At 63.9% G+C, this 19,015-nt stretch carries 17 protein-coding genes; 7 read left to right on the forward strand and 10 right to left on the reverse strand.

Features of this window, described 5'->3' with window-relative positions; all coding sequences use genetic code 11:
- Positions 1-5: 5 nt before the first annotated feature.
- Positions 6-1,268 carry an ATP-grasp domain-containing protein gene (locus NET02_RS12805; RefSeq protein WP_284057816.1) on the reverse strand — a complete coding sequence of 421 codons (1,263 nt, stop codon included), beginning with the start codon at positions 1,266-1,268 and terminating at the stop codon, positions 6-8.
- A 184-nt stretch (positions 1,269-1,452) separates the two neighbouring features.
- Positions 1,453-2,316: an SMP-30/gluconolactonase/LRE family protein gene (locus tag NET02_RS12810; protein WP_284057817.1), complete on the reverse strand. Its 864-nt coding sequence runs from the start codon at positions 2,314-2,316 to the stop codon at positions 1,453-1,455.
- Between the two features lie 129 nt (positions 2,317-2,445).
- Between NET02_RS12810 and NET02_RS12815 the strand changes: the two genes are divergently transcribed.
- Positions 2,446-2,691 carry a hypothetical protein gene (locus NET02_RS12815; RefSeq protein ID WP_284057818.1) on the forward strand — a complete coding sequence of 82 codons (246 nt, stop codon included), beginning with the start codon at positions 2,446-2,448 and terminating at the stop codon, positions 2,689-2,691.
- The gene (locus tag NET02_RS12820; RefSeq protein ID WP_284057819.1) at positions 2,670-3,422 is read left to right on the forward strand and encodes an NAD-dependent epimerase/dehydratase family protein; all 753 of its coding nucleotides are present in this window, start codon (positions 2,670-2,672) and stop codon (positions 3,420-3,422) included. The genes NET02_RS12815 and NET02_RS12820 overlap by 22 nt, the downstream gene beginning before the upstream one ends.
- 166 nt (positions 3,423-3,588) lie before the next feature.
- Here the strand turns inward: NET02_RS12820 and NET02_RS12825 are convergent, their stop codons facing one another.
- The 5 genes from NET02_RS12825 to NET02_RS12845 form a co-directional block, all read right to left on the reverse strand.
- Positions 3,589-4,641 carry a mannonate dehydratase gene (locus NET02_RS12825; RefSeq protein ID WP_284057820.1) on the reverse strand — a complete coding sequence of 351 codons (1,053 nt, stop codon included), beginning with the start codon at positions 4,639-4,641 and terminating at the stop codon, positions 3,589-3,591.
- Positions 4,642-4,663: 22 nt separating this feature from the next.
- Entirely contained in the window at positions 4,664-5,839 is a 1,176-nt protein-coding gene (locus NET02_RS12830) for a mandelate racemase/muconate lactonizing enzyme family protein (protein ID WP_284057821.1), read from the reverse strand.
- Between the two features lie 226 nt (positions 5,840-6,065).
- The gene (locus NET02_RS12835; RefSeq protein WP_284057822.1) at positions 6,066-6,905 is read right to left on the reverse strand and encodes an ABC transporter permease; all 840 of its coding nucleotides are present in this window, start codon (positions 6,903-6,905) and stop codon (positions 6,066-6,068) included.
- Between the two features lie 15 nt (positions 6,906-6,920).
- Positions 6,921-7,925, reverse strand: coding sequence for an ABC transporter permease (locus NET02_RS12840; RefSeq protein WP_284057823.1), 1,005 nt, complete (start codon positions 7,923-7,925; stop codon positions 6,921-6,923).
- A 162-nt stretch (positions 7,926-8,087) separates the two neighbouring features.
- Entirely contained in the window at positions 8,088-9,791 is a 1,704-nt protein-coding gene (locus tag NET02_RS12845) for an ABC transporter substrate-binding protein (RefSeq protein ID WP_284057824.1), read from the reverse strand.
- Between the two features lie 380 nt (positions 9,792-10,171).
- Here NET02_RS12845 and NET02_RS12850 point away from each other — a divergent pair, with 380 nt between their 5' ends.
- The 5 genes from NET02_RS12850 to NET02_RS12870 all read left to right on the forward strand — a co-directional run bounded on the left by NET02_RS12850 (position 10,172) and on the right by NET02_RS12870 (position 15,210).
- Positions 10,172-11,125: an ABC transporter ATP-binding protein gene (locus NET02_RS12850; RefSeq protein ID WP_284057825.1), complete on the forward strand. Its 954-nt coding sequence runs from the start codon at positions 10,172-10,174 to the stop codon at positions 11,123-11,125.
- A 9-nt stretch (positions 11,126-11,134) separates the two neighbouring features.
- Positions 11,135-12,223, forward strand: a complete 1,089-nt coding sequence (locus tag NET02_RS12855; protein WP_284057826.1) for an ABC transporter ATP-binding protein — start codon at positions 11,135-11,137, stop codon at positions 12,221-12,223.
- A 229-nt stretch (positions 12,224-12,452) separates the two neighbouring features.
- Positions 12,453-13,655, forward strand: a complete 1,203-nt coding sequence (locus NET02_RS12860) for an enolase C-terminal domain-like protein (protein ID WP_284057827.1) — start codon at positions 12,453-12,455, stop codon at positions 13,653-13,655.
- A gap of 349 nt (positions 13,656-14,004) precedes the next feature.
- Positions 14,005-14,313, forward strand: coding sequence for a phenylacetate--CoA ligase family protein (locus NET02_RS12865; protein WP_284057828.1), 309 nt, complete (start codon positions 14,005-14,007; stop codon positions 14,311-14,313).
- Between the two features lie 51 nt (positions 14,314-14,364).
- Positions 14,365-15,210, forward strand: a complete 846-nt coding sequence (locus tag NET02_RS12870) for an amidohydrolase family protein (RefSeq protein ID WP_284057829.1) — start codon at positions 14,365-14,367, stop codon at positions 15,208-15,210.
- Positions 15,211-15,302: 92 nt separating this feature from the next.
- On the opposite strand, the gene NET02_RS12875 is transcribed toward NET02_RS12870, so the two are convergent.
- The 3 genes from NET02_RS12875 to NET02_RS12885 form a co-directional block, all read right to left on the reverse strand.
- Positions 15,303-16,463: a mandelate racemase/muconate lactonizing enzyme family protein gene (locus NET02_RS12875; protein WP_284057830.1), complete on the reverse strand. Its 1,161-nt coding sequence runs from the start codon at positions 16,461-16,463 to the stop codon at positions 15,303-15,305.
- Positions 16,464-16,789: 326 nt separating this feature from the next.
- A complete protein-coding gene (locus tag NET02_RS12880; protein ID WP_284057831.1) occupies positions 16,790-17,227 on the reverse strand; it encodes an SRA domain-containing endonuclease in 438 nt (145 codons plus the stop codon).
- Positions 17,228-17,303: 76 nt separating this feature from the next.
- The gene (locus NET02_RS12885; protein WP_284057832.1) at positions 17,304-18,992 is read right to left on the reverse strand and encodes an NERD domain-containing protein; all 1,689 of its coding nucleotides are present in this window, start codon (positions 18,990-18,992) and stop codon (positions 17,304-17,306) included.
- Positions 18,993-19,015 lie beyond the last annotated feature (23 nt).

A 19,015-nucleotide genomic window follows, 5' to 3' on the forward strand; every position in this document is an offset into this window, starting at 1 on the left:
GAACGTTACGGCCTCATCGCCGTTACCGGTTGCAGGCGGATCTCAGGCGTGATCCGGAACACGAGCTGGCGATGGGCAGCGCGTAGCGCCTCTTCCACCTCGGCAGGCGTCCGGGCACGGGCGAAAATGAATCCGAGATAGCTGGCTCCTTCCGGCAGCGGCACGAGCGGATGGTTCAACTTGGCGGTGATCTCGATTCCGAGAATACCGGGCACTGTTCGGGCCTCTTCGATCCCCTCGACCCGCCGAAGAATCCCAGAACGGGGTATCGGGATCATCATGACTCCCACGGCCTCGCCGCGCCGCTCGAAGGAGGTGATCGGCTCACCGATGGCGTGCGTCAGGATCAGCTCCTCGAGCGTCATGCCGGTACCGAACTCGAGGATGGTCGAGCAGAGCCCGCCGATCGAACGGCCGGCGACCTCGATCAGCCACGGCCCCTGATCGTTGACCCGCAGCTCAGCGTGGATGGGGCCGGTACGCAGCCCCAGCGCCGCGGCAGCGCGGCCAGCGCACTCCGCGACCGCCTTCTGTGTCGTCTCGGTGAGGCGAGACGGGGTAACGTAGATCGTCTCCTCGAAGAAGGGGCCATCCAGCGGGTCGGGCTTGTCGAAGAGCGCCAGCACCTGGAGCTGTCCCTCAGTCAGAAGCCCTTCGAGCGCCACCTCGAATCCGGGAACGAAGCGCTCGACCAGGATCACCGCCCTTTCCAGGTCGCCCCCGTCGCTCGCGATGATCCGCCGCACGCGCTCGAAAGCCGCGACGAACTCGCTCGGATGGTCGGCACGGATCACCCCGCGACTCCCGGACAGCAGCGTTGGCTTGACCACGCAGGGATACTCGATCTCCTGGGCGATCGAGCGCGGGTCGATCGCTGCCGGGTAGGGCCTGAACCTCGGGACTGGAACACCGTGCGCGTGAAGTCGCTCCCGCATGCGCAGCTTGTCGCGTGCGGCCAGGGCTGCATCCGGATCGTTATGCGGCAGCCCGAGCCGCGAGGCGACCAGCGCCGCCAGCAGCGTGGCGCTGTCGTCTACGGGCACGACCGCGTCTACCGGTCGCTCGCGTACCAGTTCGACGATGCGCGCAGCGGCTGCCTCAGACTGGCTGAAGTCGATCGCCTCGGGTCGGCGCCACTCGCGCGCAAGAGCCTCTGGCGTGTCCACGATGTGGATCACTTCGAGCTTCAGTCGCTCGGCAGCGGCGAGAAATGCCGGTGTCCGGTAGCTGGTAGGGGAGGAGAGCAGCGCGATGCGGCGGTGTCGCATTCCTTCGCTCCGTGATTCGATCATGCCTGGTATGTTGCTCCGTCCAGCCTGTTGCGATGCTCCAGGCGCGCCGCGCTAAGTCTATCGCGGAAGCGGGGCGCGGAGCCGCCCGCCTCTTGTTCGTGGTCCGCTGGACGTGGGCCTGCTGGACAGCCGGAGGCACGCCGGCTGCTCGGGATCGCGGCTATAGCCGGATCCGGGAGAGGAAAGGTGGTCGTCCCTGGATCCCGGGACGCAACCGGAAGAGAGCGCCGGCACCAGGCCCTTCGACCGGTTTGTTGTCTCCACCAGCGGTGGTGACGTAGACATCGCGGTAGTCCGGTCCCCCGAAGACCACGCTGGAGACTTTCCGCGCCGGGAACTCGATGCGCTGGTCGACCTCTCCGCTGGGAGTGTAGCGGTAGAGCGCGCCGTCGTCCCAGCGGGCCGACCACACGTACCCTTCGCTGTCCACGGTGAGCCCGTCGGGAACCCCTCGATCGCGCGGAGTCTCGATCCATACGCGCTGGTTCGAGAGCGCGCCGGTCGCCTGGTCGTAGTCGAAGAGATGGATCGCCCGGCTAGCCGAGTCGGTAAAGTACATCCGGGTCAGATCGAGCGTGAAATCCATACCGTTGGGGATGCCGACCGCGTCGAGCATCACGGTCAGCGAGCCGTCGAGGTCGACCCGGTAGAGGCGGCCCGGGCGATCGGCAGTGGCCATCGTCCCACCGTACACGCGGCCGGCCGGGTCGGCTACCACGTCGTTGAAGCGGGTGTGACGCTCTTCCGGAATCTCGTCGATGATCGTGGTCACCTGGCCGGCACGCCAAGTCTTGATCGCGCCGCGAGCCATGAACAGGAGGAGAGACCCGTCGGCCTGTACCGTGAACCCGCCGATTGCCTCGCCGGCCTCGTAGACGTGCTCGTGCTTGCCGGATGCGGGGTCGAAGCGAAAGAGCTTGCCCATCGGGATATCGAGCCAGTAAAGACACTGCTCGAGCGGATGCCACATCGGCCCCTCGCCGACCACGCAGCCGTAATCCGCAATGAGCTCGATCTCCGGCACGCTTCCAGTCCTTCCACTCTTCTCGCTCGGTCGTCCCACGCGACGCTCTCGGGAAGCTGTGCTATTATCGCGCGCTAGTATCGGCTTGCCTAGCATGCACGAGACGCGGACGCCCTTGCGGAGGTGGCGATGCACGAACCGGGGATCTATCACCTGGACGAGCAGTACGCGGCGGCCTTGCTGCGGCCCCTGCTCTCGACGCTGCGCGAGCTCGAACATCGAGTAGCGCATTACTGGGTTCACCTTCGGTTGCCGGCCGAAGATCGTGCAGCGATCGAGTCAGCGGGCCAGGTGCTCGCGACAGCTCGCAGCGAGCTGGAGCGACTCTGGCAGGAGCAGGTCGAGGCCGGTCGGTGGAAGCAGGCAGCGGGGTAACGGCCATGGCGGAGCGCAAGAAGCGTGTCCTGATCACCGGAGCGGCTGGCAGGATCGGCAGCGAGCTCGCTCAGCGGCTGCGCGACCGATACGAGCTGCGCCTGCACTTCCATCGCACGATCCCGGAGGCTCTGCGAGACTTTGACCACGTCGTCGCTGACATCGCAGATTTCGGCGCTATCGCGCCGGCGTTGAGAGATGTGGACGCGGTCGTGCACCTGGCGGCCGACCCGAGCCCGTATGCGACCTGGCAGAGCGTCCTGCACTCGAACATCATCGGGACATACAACGTCTTCGAGGCCGCGCGCCTGGGTGGCGCGCGGAAGATCGTCTTCGCGTCGACCAACCACGTCATGGGCATGTATGACCGCGACCAGCAGTGGCCGGTCTACTCCCACCAGCCGGTGCGGCCTGACTCGCTGTACGGCGTGTCCAAGGCGTTCGGGGAGACGCTGGGTCGATACTACGCTGACCGGTATGGAATCTCGGTCATCTGCCTGCGCATCGGCTGGTTCCTGCCCGAGCCGCGTGACGAGATCAGCCGGTGGATGTGGCTGAGCCCACGGGACTGTGCCCAGGTGGTGTGGCGCGCGATCGAGAGCGAGCTCGATTTCGGCATCTTCTATGCCATCTCGGCGAACTCGCGCCGTCACTGGGATATCACCGACACGATCGAGAAGCTCGGTTACCGGCCAGAGGACGACGCCGAGCGCTACTTCGGGCCGGAGTGACGTTGGCATCTGCGCCCGCTGGCGGGTGCATGGGCCGAGCGTCTCTGTGTCCAACAGCGGGCATGGAACGACGGCCAGCAGGGGCGACTACTGGTTCGTCCCTGCGCGCCGATGGATTCGCCCTTCGGCATCTCCGCCGATCAGCTCGAACAGGATCGCCAGCCGGCTAGGTCGTCGCTTCGCCGCGGGCGAGCGCCCGTACCCCCTCCTGCAAGCCGCGCATGTAGCCGATCGCGTAGAGCCGGCCTACCATCTGGTATCCGGGCTGGTCGTTCGGCTCCCCTTCCATGGTCGGCACGTGGTCGGGGCGCATCACGCCGGTGAAGCCCACCTCGTAGTAGGTGCGCATAGCTTCGAACATATCGGTCTGGCCATCGTCGTGGAAGGTTTCGACGAACTTCTCCGGCCGGCCACGGACATCGCGGAAGTGGACGAAGTGGATGGCTCCACGCCGGCCGAAGTGCCGGATCCAGGTGGGGATGTCGACGCCCATCGTCGAGAACGTGCCTTGACAGAAAGTTATCCCGTTGCACTGGCTGGGCACCAGGTCGATGGCGCGTTGCATCGCCTCCGGCGTGGTCAAGATCCGGGCGATGCCACGGAGCGAGGGGACTGGTGGGTCATCCGGGTGGAGCGCAAGCTTCACACCAGCCTCCTCGGCTACCGGCACCACCGCCTCGAGGAAATAGGCGAGCGTGTCCCAGAGCTGCTCAGCGCTCACCTCGCCAGCCTCGGTCAGCCCGGCGCGCTGCATCAATTCGTGGTCATAGCTGGTCACGAGCGCGCCGCCCCGGGTGGGTGTGGTCGTCGATGTGCGTGCCCAGTTGATGACGGCCATCCAGTTCCAGCAGAGGACCGGGATGCCGAGGCGGCCCATATTCCGGATCAGTGCCTGGAACCACTCGATCTCCTCGTCGCGGCCGGGCAGCCCGAGCCGGGCCCGGTGGAGAGGCGGCGACGACTCGATCACGCTGACCGTCAGACCTGCGTCGGCGAAGCGCTGCAGCATGTGCAGGAGCGGTAGATAGTCCCAGGGGCGCTGCTCGGGTGGCGGGACATCGCGCGGCACGATCGGCTGTGGCGCGCCGGGTTGCGACCAGGCCATGTGGGCACCGGTGACCGGGAACGGCAGCGTCGTGACGACGTGGGTGACCCCGAGCTGCAGCGCCAAGCGCCAGCGCTCGTTGGGATACGGCTGAAGGATCAACGCGAGCTCCATCGTGCAGTGCTCCAGTTCTCCCTCAGGACATGCTCTCCCCGAAGAACGTCGAGCCTGGCTTGAGGTGGGCGCGGGCCACATCCTCGTTCAGCTCCAGCCCGTGCCCGGGCTTATCGGTGAGATGGATGAATCCGTCCTTGATCACGGGCCCGCCGGTGACCAGATCGTCCCACCAGGGGACATCCATGGCGTGGAACTCGAGGACGAGGAAGTTCGGGATCGCCGCGCAGACGTGCGCTGCCGCGACTGTTCCGATCGGGCTGGAGACATTGTGCGGCGCGATCGGCATGTAGTAGGTGTCTGCATGGTCGGCGACCTTGCGGGCCTCGAGGAGCCCACCCATCTTCGGGATATCGGGCGAGACGATGTCGGCCGCCTGCTTCTCGATCAACTCACGGTAGCCGTGCTTGCGGTAGAGGTTCTCACCCGTGCAGATGGGAGTGCTGGTACTCGCGGCGACCTTGGCCAGCGCGTCGATATTCTCGGGCGGAACCGGGTCTTCGAGCCAGAGCAGGTCGTAGGGCTCGAGCGCGCGAGCGAGCTGGATGGCATCGCTGACGTTGTACTTCCAGTGACAGTCGACTGCCAGCATGATGTCGGGGCCGACCGCTTCCCGTATGGCAGCGACCCGTTCCTCCATGAACCGGCGTTCGGCCGTGGAGATCGTCCGGTTGTAGGGCTCGTACCACCAGCGCCGAGGATCAGGGTCGTCGGAGACATCGCGCGTAAAAGGATTGGGGATGTCGAGGTCGAACTTGAGCGCAGTGAAGCCAGCAGCGACCACGCGGCGCGCCTTCTCGGCGTCAGATTCAGGCGTGCCCTCGTCACCGCAGTGGCAGTCTGCATAGATGCGGATCTTGTCGCGAAACTGGCCGCCGAAGAGATTGTAGATGGGCGTCTCGAGCGCGCGGCTGACCAGATCCCAGAGCGCGATCTCGATCCCGCTGATCGCGGTGACAGTCGCGCCAGCCAGCGAGCCAGCGCCGGAGAGCCCGCGGATCATCTTCTCGTAGAGCCGCGCAATGTTGAAGGGGTTCTCGCCGACGATCAGGCGCTTGGCCGCATGGATCAGCTCCTCGACTCCGGCGCCCCAGTAGGCCTCTCCCAGTCCCGTGAGGCCCTCGTCGGTATAAACACGGACGAGGATCCAATCGAAATTGCCCTCGATCACGGCCGTCCTGACATCGGTAATCTTCAACGGTCACTCCCTTCCGCTCAGCACCCTTCGACATTCCTTGCCCTTACGATCGCGAGGCTCCGTCCCGCGCCCTCGGACAGGGACACCGGAGACGCTGTGGTCTTCCGAGCGCGGGTTCGGTCAGCTTCTGCTTGCCTCCCGAGCTGCGTCGGGCCGGTGTCTCTCCGGTCAGGGACGACGATGGTAGCAAGCCTGGCCTAGTTCCGCCGAGATGAGCTCTCATCACCTAGACCGTCCGGCGAGTCCTCGGGTTCGCCAGTTCATCCAGACCGGCCGATATCGAGAACAGGCCGACGAAGACCATGATGATGATCACGACAGGTGGCATGAACCACCACCACATGCCGTGGAGGAGTGCGGCATAGTAGGTCACCCAGTAGATCGTCATGCCGAGGGTATTGGCCTCGATCGGGCCGAGACCGATGACCTCCAGACCGATGGATGCCAGGATAGCCGCTCCAACTGCTCCAACGAAGGTAGCCGCCAGATACGGTAAGAGGTTCGGCATGATCTCGAAGAAGATGATCTGCCGGTTGCTCGCACCGGACAGCCTGGCCACCTGGATGTAGGCGCGCTCTTTGATCGACAGAACCTGTGACCTGATCGTGCGGGTGGGCCAGAGCCAGGACAGCGAGGCCACCACCAGCGCCATCTGGCTCACCGAGAGGCTGGAACGCACGGAGACTGCCAGTAGGATGAGGACGAGGAGCGTCGGGATCGTCAGACCGACGTCGACCACGCCTCGGATGAGACTATCGACGACTCCACCGTAGTAGGCACCAGTCAGGGCGAGCACTGTGCCGATCGCCACGCCGATGAAGCCGGCCAGGAGTCCGATGTACAGCGTAAGCGGCGTGCCGACGATCATCACGGCTAGCAGATCACGGCCCTGCCGGTCGGTACCCAGCGGATGCTCCCATGACGGCGGGCGATTCGGCGGTGCCGACAGCGGTGCTGCCAACGACGTGTCCCAGAGCAGCCGGCCGAGACCGGCGAAGAGCAAGATCAGCAGGATGAGGCACAGCCCGACGACGAGGCTCCGATTGCGGCGCATGTAGCTCAGCATCGCTCGGTCTCCGTCTCACGCGCGGTGATACGTAATGCGCGGATCGAGCAGTGGATAGATGAGATCCAGTATCAAAGTTGCGATGGTCACTCCGAGCACGATGGTAAAGACGATTCCCTGGATCAGGAAATAGTCGAATTGTCGGATCGCATGGTAGAGTGTCGTGCCGATCCCCGGGTAGGAGAAGATCACTTCGACCAGCAGTGCTCCGGAGAGGATATGGCCGAGCGCCAGACCGAGCGAGGTGGTCTGGGGTAGCAGCGCGTTCCGAATGGCGTAGGTGAAGAAGAGCGTGCTACTCTTCAAACCCGCCGCCTCGGCGAAAGTCATGTAGTCCTCTCCCTCGACGGTGACCATCATTCCCCGCATGCCCAGCGCCCAGAACCCCAGCGAAGCGAGCAGAATGGACAGGGCGGGAAGGAACGAGTGTTTGAGCACGTCCAGCGCGAAGCCCAGGTTCAGCGCTGGGAAGGTTCCCGGCGTGTAGCCTCCGAAGAGGGGGAACCACTTCAGCCGGAACGCGAACAGGTAGATCAGGCACAGACCGAGCAGGAAATAGGGAATCGCCGATAGGGTCAGCAGTGGTGGGAAAAGGTACTGGACGAAGCGCGGCGATTTGCGCCAGGCGAGGAGCGCGCCGAGGATCGAGCCGATAGCGAATGCCAGGAGGGTGGTTGTGAGCAGCAACCCGACGGTCCAAGGGAGCGAGTCGGCCATGATGCCCATGACTGTCCGTGGATAGTTGGCAATCGAGTATCCGAAGTCCAGCCGCGCGACATCGCCGAGATAGGTCAGGTATTGTTGCCAAAGCGGCTTATCGAGCCCGAATTTCCGCTCGTACTCCTCGACCATCTGCTGGATACCGGTGTGGACGTACCCACCGGCGGCGGCCTGCTGCAGCAGCTTGTCGCGGATCGGGTCTTTGCCCGAAAGCCTGGGTAGGAAGAAGTTGAGCGTCGCCGCGGCCCACACGACGATGACGAAGAGCACGAGACGCCTAACGATGTAGTCGAGCCGCATGGTTCCTGCCTGCCCCCGAAGCTGTCACGCTCACCGGATGCACAGCCTGTGGCCGCCCATCCGGATCGGGAGACGACGGCGGCGAGGGCCCGGGTCTTTGCTGGGCCCGCCGCCGAGCGTCGTCCTGCTTGCCCTGATCTGCTTCACCGCCGCGCTTGCGCCCTACTGAGTCGGCTCGAGCTCGTTGAGGATAAGCTGGAACGTCAGGTGCCAGAAGGCACCATTCACGTACGGGTTATCGCGGGTCGGCCAATTCTGCCAGTAGGTCGTGTTCATCGGGATACGGTGGAACCACTTCTGGATCGGGATATCCGGCAGCTCCGGCAGCCAGATCTCCATGGCGCGGCGCCACTGATCCATGATCCGATCGGTCTCCTCTGGTGGCGTCACGGCCATCTCGTCGACGATCTTGTCGAACTGATCATTGCGCCAGCGCGAGAAGTTGACCTGGTGGCCGCCGGGCACCGCTTCGGTCACCGACTGGTAGAGCCGCAAGGTGAAGTACGGGTCGACTCCGATACTGCCGCCGTGGCCGAAGAGCGATGCGTTGTAGTTTCCCTGGCCGAATCGGTCGAAGAAGTCCGGCGGCATCGCGTACGACGACTGGACACCCTGTCGCCGCAGCATCTCGGCGACCACCGGCCCGATATCGGCCATCACGGTGAAGCTCTCGATCGGGACGTCGAGTACCTGGCCGTCCTTCTCCCAGAAGCCGTTGGCGTTCTTCTGCCAGCCCTTGCTCTGGAGCAGCGCGGCTCCCTTCGCCGGGTTGAACTCGTTCGTCGGGTACTGTTGCAGGAGATCCTGCACCGCATCGAAGTACGGCAACAGACCGGGATAGGTTGGCATCGGCAAGACGGCCGGCTCGCCGGCGCCGCCGAGCGCCACCTCGATGAGCTGCTGGCGGTCGATAAAGTAGCTGAGGGCCCAGCGGACGTCCTTGTCGGTGTACGGCTCGCGCTCGCAGTTCACGTACAGGGACGTGGGCCACCAGTCCTCGTACCCGTACGGGGGATCCTTGAACGTGTGGGTGATGATAGCAGGGTTCTGAACGAGGATCGTCTCCATCGTCAGGGGACGCAGGTCGAGCGAACAGTCAATCTCGTTGGCGATCAACTGCTGCGCCACCTGGGTCTCCTGAGTGAACGGGAGATAGATGACGCGCTCGACGCGGGGCTTCTGCCGAACCAGCCCCTGCTTGACCGCCCACCATTCCTCCTCGCGGAGATCGATCACTTTCTGCTCGGGGGACGAAAAGACCACTCGCCAGGGTCCGGTCGTGACCGGCCAGCCCTTGTTCAGGTCATACGCGGTGAACGTCGTCCAGTCCTGGCCCTCGAAGATGTGCTTAGGGACGATATAGACGCCGATATCGTACTTGTATGTCATGAAGTAGAAGAAGCGTGGAGCCGGAACTTTGAATTTCACGCGCACCACGTTGTCGTTCTCGGCGACGGCCTCGTCGACGAACTGCTGCACGTCGACACCCCACCGCACTTCTGGGCCGAGGTCGCGCAGCGAATTGAGCGTGAACGCGACGTCTTCCGCCGAGAACGGAGTGCCATCGCTCCAGGTAATCCCCGAACGCGTCGTGATGGTTAGTTCGGTGTAGTCCTGGTTGTACTCCCAGCTCTCCGCCAGCCAGGGGTACCACTTGTCGGCGAAGGCGGAGTAATAGGCGAGCGGCTCGTAGAGGATACCCAGCCCGTTTTGGTGGTTGGCGCCGATGGCGTAACCGTTCCACAGCTCCCAGTCGATGTGCCGGCCTTCCTGGCCGCCCCAGCGCAGAATCAGCGTGCGGTTACGGGGTACTTCCCGGAGTTGCCCCGTTGGGGCCGGGGTCGTCACGACCGTTGGCGTGGCCACCGCTGCAGGAGTCCCTGCGCTGGGAGCCGGTGTCTGGCCGCTCGGAGCCGGCGTTGCCGCTTGGCGTCGGCAGGCTGCCAGCAGAGCTGAGGCTCCCGCGAACGAGATGCTCACTCGCAGGAAGTCACGCCGGGACAGTCTGCGCGAAGTGTTGTCAAGCACCGTGGCTCCTCCTCACCGTGTGATCCATCCGCACGATCCATCCTGATGCCCCAACCGCCCTCACTCCAGTTCCGGTCATGCGGCGGCACGCTACACCAGAAACTCATCGTGTTGTATGATGACCTTGTGACTTCGTAGCTTCAGTCTAACGTCTTGCTCGGCGACGTGTCAAGCAGGTGACGCCAGGCGAACCGCCTTCTACGGGGGAGAGCTACCTGATGGCCGAAGTGCTCCGTGTCGAGGACTTGCGGGTCTACTATCACACCGAAGCTGGTCCAGTGAAGGCCGTCAACGGTGTGTCCTTCGCTCTCAAGCCCGGTGAGCGCTTCGGCCTGGTCGGGGAATCCGGGAGCGGGAAGTCCACCATCGCGCTGGCTCTCCTCCGCTTGATTCGTCCACCAGGGCGGATCGAGGGGGGAGCGATTTATCTCGATGGGGTCAATCTGGTCACGCTCGACGAAGAGGAGATGCGCCGGCTACGCCTGGCCCGGATCTCACTGGTGGCCCAGGGGGCTATGAATTCCCTCAATCCTGTCAAGCGGATCGGTGAGCAGATCGAGCTCGCGCTGCGAGACCACGGCGTCCAGATGTCGCGCATCGAATTCGATCGCTACGTGGCGGAGCTGCTGCAGCGGGTCGGCCTGCGGCCCGAGGTTGCCAAGATGTTCCCCCACGAGTTGAGTGGCGGCATGAAGCAGCGGGTCTGTACTGCTATTGCGATTAGCCTGGAGCCGCAGGTCATCGTGGCGGACGAGCCGACCAGCGCGCTCGATGTCGTAGTCCAATGGCAGGTCATCGATACCTTGCGACGGGTGCAGGAGGAACTGGGAGCTGCCGTCATCCTGATCGGGCACGACATGGGCCTGATGGCGCAGACGGTGGATCGGATCGGCGTGATGTATGCTGGGAAGCTCGTGGAGATCGCTCCGACCAGAGAGCTCTTTCGAGAGCCTTTGCACCCATACACCCAGCTTCTCATCGCCAGTTTGCCCTCGCTCGACGGAAAGGGGGAGCTGCGCGGCATCCCGGGTCTCCCACCGTCTCTCTTGAATCCGCCGCCAGGGTGCCCGTTCCACCCGCGCTGCCCGTTCGTGATGGAGCGTTGCCGCGTCGAGGAGCCGGTACTACGCGAGGTCCTGCCCGGACATTGGGTGGCCTGTCACTTGCACTAGGATGGTGCTATGACTGCATTGCTCGAGGCCAGGCACGTCACGAAGGTCTTCGGTGGTGGGCTGCTGCGCAAGACACAGACGGTGGCGCTGGAGGATTTCTCCTTCCAAGTGAGTGGAGACACTCCGCGCATTACGGCCATCGTAGGCGAAAGCGGCAGCGGCAAGACGACGCTGGCTCGCCTGCTGCTCGGCCTGGTCAGCCCGACCAGAGGACAGATCCTCTATCGGGGGAAAGATCTCCAAAAGCTCTCGGGCGAAGATAGGAGGGCCTTCCTGCACGATGTGCAAGCCGTTTTTCAGGATCCCTTCGAGGTCTACAACCCCTTCTACAAGGTCGATCATGTCCTTCGATTGCCGATCAAGAACTTCGGGCTCGCGCGCAGCCGGCAAGAGGCGCGGGCGATGATGGAGGAGGCGCTACACGCAGTCGGGCTGCGCCCGGAGGAGACGCTCGGCCGCTATCCGCATCAGCTCAGCGGTGGGCAACGCCAGCGAATCATGGTTGCCCGGGCTCTGTTGCTTCGCCCACGCCTGATCATCGCTGACGAGCCGGTCTCGATGGTCGATGCCTCTCTGCGCGCGACCATTCTGGGGAGCTTGCTCAAGCTCAACCAGGAGTTCGGGATCTCCCTGATCTATATCACGCATGATCTCACCACAGCGTACCAGGTGAGCCAGGACATCATCGTTCTCTACCGGGGCTCGGTCGTCGAAGCTGGTGACGTCGAGCAGGTAGTGCGTGATCCGCAGCACCCATACACCAGACTGCTCGTTGGATCGATCCCGTTGCCGAACCCGGACCGCGTTTGGCAGGGCGAACGGGTGCTCGGCCGGCCGGCTGGAGATCTGAACCCGGTCGGATCCTCGTACTGCAAGTTCCACGAGCGTTGTCCCTTCGCGATGCCGATGTGTGTCGAGCAGGCACCACCACTGTTCCAGACTGATCCGCGCCGGGTGACGGCGTGCTACCTGTACCGGGACGCGCCCGCTATCGGACCGGAGGAGCTCGTCCACGTCTTCGCGAACGGTTACCAACCGCAAGCGGCGAGGCAGCCAGAGGTTCACCGGGAAAGCGGAGCCGGCGAGTCCGGTTCGTGAGGGCTCTCCCGGGTCGACTGGCCAGCCGCTCGACCCCGCTTCATCGTCGCCGCTTGAGCGAAGACGGCAGCACTGGTCTCGCCCATGGCGCCGGAAGCCCTCGTGGAGTGGTGCGGAGGCGGTGATCAATGAAGGCACTGAGGCCATGAAGGGAGGAGGTATGTCGTTGGCAGCACCCGGACCGACACCGTTGTCGCCGACAGCACCGCCGTGGGAGCCAACCGGCGGAATGCCTCGCATCGTCATTACCGATGTGCGCGCGATCTGCACTGCGCCTGACGGCATCCGGCTGGTAGTCGTCAAAGTGGAGACGAGCGAGCCAGGACTCTACGGACTCGGCTGCGCTACCTTCACCCAGCGGCCGCTGGCCGTCGTCGCCGCGATCGAGCAGTACCTCAAGCCGTTCGTGGTCGGCCGCGATCCCAACGACATCGAGGACATTTGGCAGGCAGCCTATGTCAGCTCCTACTGGCGCAACGGGCCGGTGCTCCACAACGCGCTCTCCGGCATCGACATGGCGCTCTGGGACATCAAGGGGAAACTGGCCAATATGCCGCTCTACCAGCTCTTCGGTGGGAAGTGCAGGCAGGCGGCGGCGCTCTATGCCCACGCGAGCGGGAGAGACTTTCAAGAAGTCGAAGAGGATGCTCGTCGGTACATGGAGATGGGATACCGCTACGTTAGGTGCCAGGTAGCCGTGCCGGGCCAGTCGACCTACGGCGCGCGCGGCGACGACACGGGGCGCGAGATCTGGGAGCCGAGCGTCTACTGCCGGCTCGTCCCTCGCCTGTTCGATTACCTGCGTAGCCGTCTCGGTGAGGAGGTGGAGCTCTTGCACGACGTGCACGAGCGCGTCCCACCGATTCAGGCGGTCCAGCTCGCGAAAGACCTCGAGCCGTACCGCCTCTTTTTCCTCGAAGACCCGTTTGCGCCCGAGGACATCGAATACTTCCGGATCCTGCGGCAGCAGGCAGCCACACCGATCGCGATGGGCGAGCTCTTCGTGAACCCGTCGGAGTACGTGCCCTTGATCCGCGACCGGTTGATCGACTTCATCCGGGTTCACATCTCGGCGATCGGCGGCCTGAGCATGGCTCGGAAGTTGGCGGCATTCTGCGAGTTCTTCGGGGTGCGGACGGCATGGCACGGCCCGGGTGACGTTTCGCCAGTCGGACACGCGGCCAACCTGCACCTCGATCTGGCCTGCTACAACTTCGGCATTCAGGAGCAGCACGTGTTCGGGGAACGAACGCGCGAGGTCTTCCCCGGTTGCCCCGAAATCCGCGATGGGATGCTCTGGCCGAACGACAAGCCCGGCTTGGGAGTCGACATCGACGAGAAGCTCGCGGCGAGATACCCGTTTCCTGAGCACCCCTTGAACGGCGGCTGGGCTCCTGTTCGGCGCCTGGACGGTACCGTCATCCGGCCGTGATTCGGCCGGCGATGCGGCGTCCTGAAGCGCACGAGGTGCGCCTGGCCGGCCACCGGTAGACGCGCACGGGTTTTTTATACCTCGGGAAGGCGCCTGGTCCACTCGCTCGTCGCGGATTTCACCACCCTCGGTCAATCGAAACTCGCCAGCTAGCGACGCTGTTCGACTATTCTGAATCTCGCTCTTGCGGGAACCCGGCACTTGTCGCGATAATGCTCTTCAAGTTTCGGCCACGCGTATTCGGCACAGTATTGCGGTAGTCGAGATGTCTTCGCGGGGCAGCTCGCCTACGGGGGAAGTGCGCGGCGGAAAAAGTATTCATGCCTCTTGCGTGGGGCGCGTCGACGACATGTTCATCGTCCAGGGCGTGAACGTCTTCCCGAGCGCGGTCGCCGACGTCATCGCATCGTTCAAGCCCCGCACGACGGGTGAGTTCCAGATTCGCTTACCGGCCAGCGGCACGCGAGTCGATCCGCCGGTGCCGATCCTCGTGGAGTGTGGCCCACAGGCTGGGGATCTCGACGAGCTGAAGCGGGCGCTTCAAGAGGCCATCCGGATGAAACTCATCTTCCGAGCCGATGTGGCCCTCGTGCCACAAGGGGAACTCGCCCCTACGGGAGCAATGAAGCGCAAGGTAGTGGTGCGTGCGGATGGTTAAGCCTTGCCGGGTCGAAAGGCTTCATACTGCTGAAATAGGGAGGGAGACAAAGTGATCGAATTTATCGACGCGCACGTGCATATCCGCACGGGCGACAAGGCTCGGCTGAGTTCGGATCCGTACGTGATCGCGAACCCTGAGGGCATGAGCGACCATCCAGATGCCATGGCCGAGATGTACCGCGAGCTCAAAGGCATGGCGGTGGTGTTCGACATCGACGACGAAACGCGCACCGGCCTCAAGGCGTCGAACGAGGAGCTCGCTGGATGGGTGCGCAAGCATCCGGACGTCTTCATCGGCTTCGGCACGGTGGACCCGTGGAAAGGACGAGCGGCCATCCGGGAGGTCGAGCTGTGTCATGATCTCGGATTGCGCGGGGTCAAGTTTCATCCTGCAGTGCAGGATTTCGCCCCGAATGACCCGCGCTTCTTCCCGCTCTGGGAAACCTGCGCTCGCCTCGGGCTGGCTGTCCTGTTTCACACGGGCACAACGATGGCTGCCGCTGGCCAGCCGGGCGGGGGAGGCATCCGGCTAGAATACGGGCGGCCGATCCCCTACATTGACGACATTGCCGCGCGGTTCCCCGACCTGCGCATCATCATGGCCCATCCGGCGTGGCCCTGGCACGAGGAGCAGCTCGCCGTATTGCGCCACAAGCCCAATGTGGCGATGGATCTGTCCGGCTGGGCTCCGAAATATATCCCGCAGAGCGTCATCCACTACGCGAACACGCTCGTGCAAGACAAAGTCTTCTTCGGCTCGGACTTCCCGATGCTCACACCACAGCGCTGGCTCCGCGAGTTCGCCGAGTTGCCGATCAAAGATGCTGTTCGGCCGAAGATCCTGCGCGACAACGTCGTGCGCTTCCTGGGCCTCAGCGATCTGGTCAGGGGGTGAGGGCTCCGCGCGGCTCCGCGGCGCGAGCATAGCGAGGTAGCTCTCACCGAACCGAGATCGAGCGGCGCAACGAAAGGGGAACTCAGGGCGGTTCACCAGTTGGTAACGGAGCCGTCGCGCCGGAACCAGTGCGGGGCCTCCCAGAACTCGAAGGCATGGGCCGTCGCTGCCTCCTCATCGAAGCTCACTCCGAGGCCGGGAGCATCCGGCAAGGGGAAACTGTCTCCCGAAATGGTCGGGAAGGACGGGAACAGGTCGCGCGGGTACTGCTCCGCTACCTGGCTCAGGTATTCGAGCTGGGCGAAGTTGCTGATCGACGCGCAGAGGTGCAGGCATGCCGCGGTGGAGACTGGGCCGAGCGGGTTGTGGGGCATCACATCGATGTAGTGCGCCTCGCACCAGCCAGCGATCTTCTTGGCCTCGGTCAGGCCGCCGACGTTGCAGACGTCGATGCGCGCGAAGTTGAGGAGCCCCTCCTCGATGAAGGGGAGAAACTCCCATTTGTTCGAGAACTCCTCGCCGATCGCGAAGGGGATGCGGGTCATCTCGCGGAGCTGCCGGTACGCCTTGGGGTTCTGCGCGCGGATCGGCTCTTCGAGGAACATCAGGCCCACATCCTCGATTTTCTGGCAGAAGAGGGCGGCTTCGGCGACCGAGAGGCGGTGATGGAAGTCGATTCCCAGCGCGATCCCTGGCCCAACGGCCTTGCGCACCTCCCGGATCCAGTGGGCCGCCAGCTCGATCGACTCCATCGGCTCGTACACCGAACCGTGCCCGCCGGTCCAGCCAGGCTCGGCCATACCGGTGGTGAACCGGAGCGAGCGCCAGCCCTGGGCAACGGCCGCTTTCGCTCGTTCGAGACAGTCGGGGCCGGTGAGCGCGGCGGGAGTCGCGAAGCACTGGATGCGTTCGCGACAGGCGCCGCCCAGGAGCTGGTAGACGGGCACGCCGAGTGACTGGCCGAGGATATCCCACAGTGCGATGTCGATGGCGGAGATCACGGCGCCGAAGATCTTGCCACCCTCGAAATACTGGCTGCGATACAACCGCTGCCAGATGTGTTCGATGCGGCGAGGATCCATTCCGACCAGCACGCGGGCGTAGTGTTCGAGCGCGCCCTGCATAGCGAGCTCGCGGCCAGACATGCCCCCTTCGCCGAGGCCAGCGATGCCGGCGTCAGTTTCGACCTTGACGATGAAGACGTTCCGGTGCCCGCAGCGCACAGGGAATCCCTTGACTGCCGTGATCTTCACGCTGCCACCTCCCTCGCCGTCGTGGGACAGCGACTACTTGGCTGGTCGGCGTGAGCTCGCTGTGATGTCAACCGTACTCCGGTCGCGCTGTTCGTGGCGCGTTATTGCCCGGTCGACGGAGACAGCCCCATGACAGAAGAGCAAGGCGCCGTCGAATAGCGCACCGGGATGCGTCACTCGGCTCTCACCCAGCTTAGCCAACTTAGGCGAAATCTGGAAGTGAGAGTTGTCGCTTGCCAGAGTAAGCGCTGATCAGCCGGGATGAGATCGTTCGGTTTTACACCACGGTTCCTTCTACAGCGCTGCACCCTGCCGGCGTTCGGCTCTCATCTCATGCCATCAGCGGCGGTCGTCTTGCCTCCGGCGGGAACCAGGCGAAAGATGATCGCGCGTCGTAGACGTCCCTCACGATCGGGAACATTCTCCTGCATCTCAAAACCGTCGAGCGTCATCTCCCCGACATACCGGTACCAGCCGGGACGTACCCACTCGAAGAGATGGAGGGCTTTCCCCGTACGCTGGTGATCACGAATTGCCTTGTTGCCACGCACGAACTCCATGTTGCCCGTCTGTCCCTCGCCCGTGAAGAGGTAGTGGGACCGATCCGAAGACCAGCCGTCGCGATACCCATAGAGCGAGCCATTTGGTGATGAGAACAGCAAGATGAAGCTCTGACCGTGCGGAGTGCTGATCCCGCCCTGTGGCTGCCCGCCGTATTTGAGATGAATCTCGGCGCGCCGGTACTCTGTGCCGGGACTGAACATCTGCACCTCCCCGTGAGAGCATAAGCTTCCGATATGGTCGCGGTCGATCCTCCCCAGTCGAGTCTCCTTGCTCGCCCTAGACGACAGGCAGTTCGCCGAGCACGATCAGATGCGAGCGCGCTCGCGACAGGCCGACGTAGAGAAGTTGCTCAGCGCTCGCTGGATGGACTCTGTCCAGTTCGGTGAGGATGACGACAGGCTTCTCCAGTCCCTTGAACGCGTGGATGGTGGAGACCTGCACGCGATCCGGTTGACTGCCCATCCGATCCCACGAGAGTCGCCACTTTCCGACCTGTCGGAGCGCGTTGAGCCCGCTCTCCCTCCGCACTGGCGTCAACACCACGACGTCGGTGATGGGAATCCTCTCTTCGTCGAAGAGATAGTCGAGCTTCAGGCGTAGCGCGGTGGGCAGGTCGGTGTCGCCGAGCGGGACATGCTCGACCTCCGGCCCGTCTGGCCCGAGACAAACCGGGGGTTCCGATCCGTGGTAGTACGGGCGGAAACGCTCGAAGATCTGGCGGGTGTTGCGGATATTCTCGTTGAGGACGTAGGGCTCGCCTTCGATCGGAATACGGACTTCCTGCTGGTAGATGCGCTGGTTGTCGTCGTAGAAGGCATAGAGGATACCCTGGTCGGGGTCGGCCAGCATGGCGTGGAGGCTTACCCACCATTCCTCACAGAAGTCCTGCGCCTCGTCTACGATAACCGCGTCGAAACGGTCGGGGACGCGATCCAGCGCCTGCAGCATGAGTTCGGGCGCCTCTTCGCGGTAGAAGCGGGTTGTCTCGGCCGGCGACTCGGAGTCATCAGGTTCGTGAAATGGGATTCCCCCTCTCGCGCAGAGTTGCCGAGCCAGCTCGTGATAGTGCAGCACCACCAAGTGGTAATCGCTGTCGTCAGAAGGCCACCCGTACCCTTCGCGGGGCGAGAAGTTCTGCTGCATCCAGCTCGCTAGGCTGGCATTGAAGCAGGTCAACAGTACCCGCAGGCCCTGTTCGGTCAGCCGCCGCGCTTTCTCCATCGCAAGCATCGTCTTACCGGAGCCAGCGCAACCGGCGATCTTAGCCCGGCGCTGGCGCCCGAGGAACTTCAGGATCCGGTACTGGGCCTCGGTCAACTGCAGGATTGAGCTCTCGGTCTGGCGCAGGGCGAAGCCGAGGCTGGGGCGTCGGATCTCTATGCCGGGACTCAGTGCGTGGACGAGGGCCTCGAGGGCCAGCGGCCCGATGCGCGAGTCATGGGCAGGCGGGCCCAGGGCGCGTTCGATCGCTCTGGGCAAGTTCTGCATGGCGGGGCCGTCGATCACGAGGTCAGGGTCGCACCCTGGTCCAAGATACTGCTTGCCTACTGTACAATCGGGAAAGGCCACCGCGTGCCGGACCTGGTAGTGGAAGGCTCTGGTGCGCGGCGTCTCGTTCAGCTTCTCCACCAGTGCAAAACGGTTCCGTTGGGCCTGGCGTAGCGGATCGTCGATCTCGTGCTTCTGCTCGTCGGCATCGATCGAGTACCACCTGCCACTGCGCGAGTCCCGCAACACGCCACCACCCTTGACCTCGAGGACGAGCACGCCTCGATCCGGATCGATGACGATGAAGTCGATCTCGCAGTTGATCTCCTTCCGTTCGCCCGGGCGCAGCAGGATCGGGACGCTGTGCATCACGACCACGCTATCGGGCAGTTGGCGCTTCAGCTCATGGTAGAGCGTTCGCTCTGCGTCGCTCTCGAAACTGCAATAGGCAGGGTGCTCCGGATACATCTTTGCCATCGTCGACCTCCAAGCGTGGGGTC

Origin of the sequence: Thermalbibacter longus (assembly GCF_023806485.1) — a bacterium.
Lineage (GTDB): Bacteria > Chloroflexota > Chloroflexia > Thermomicrobiales > Thermomicrobiaceae > Thermalbibacter > Thermalbibacter longus.

What these genes read in the sequence shown, in the direction of transcription:
- NET02_RS12835 (WP_284057822.1), bottom strand. Translation starts at nt 6,905, where the DNA reads ATGCTGAGCTACATGCGCCGCAATCGGAGCCTCGTCGTCGGGCTGTGC.
- NET02_RS12805 (WP_284057816.1), bottom strand. Translation starts at nt 1,268, where the DNA reads ATGCGACACCGCCGCATCGCGCTGCTCTCCTCCCCTACCAGCTACCGG.
- NET02_RS12855 (WP_284057826.1), top strand. Translation starts at nt 11,135, where the DNA reads ATGACTGCATTGCTCGAGGCCAGGCACGTCACGAAGGTCTTCGGTGGT.
- NET02_RS12865 (WP_284057828.1), top strand. Translation starts at nt 14,005, where the DNA reads ATGTTCATCGTCCAGGGCGTGAACGTCTTCCCGAGCGCGGTCGCCGAC.
- NET02_RS12840 (WP_284057823.1), bottom strand. Translation starts at nt 7,925, where the DNA reads ATGCGGCTCGACTACATCGTTAGGCGTCTCGTGCTCTTCGTCATCGTC.
- NET02_RS12825 (WP_284057820.1), bottom strand. Translation starts at nt 4,641, where the DNA reads ATGGAGCTCGCGTTGATCCTTCAGCCGTATCCCAACGAGCGCTGGCGC.
- NET02_RS12850 (WP_284057825.1), top strand. Translation starts at nt 10,172, where the DNA reads ATGGCCGAAGTGCTCCGTGTCGAGGACTTGCGGGTCTACTATCACACC.
- NET02_RS12885 (WP_284057832.1), bottom strand. Translation starts at nt 18,992, where the DNA reads ATGGCAAAGATGTATCCGGAGCACCCTGCCTATTGCAGTTTCGAGAGC.
- NET02_RS12815 (WP_284057818.1), top strand. Translation starts at nt 2,446, where the DNA reads ATGCACGAACCGGGGATCTATCACCTGGACGAGCAGTACGCGGCGGCC.
- NET02_RS12860 (WP_284057827.1), top strand. Translation starts at nt 12,453, where the DNA reads ATGCCTCGCATCGTCATTACCGATGTGCGCGCGATCTGCACTGCGCCT.
- NET02_RS12880 (WP_284057831.1), bottom strand. Translation starts at nt 17,227, where the DNA reads ATGTTCAGTCCCGGCACAGAGTACCGGCGCGCCGAGATTCATCTCAAA.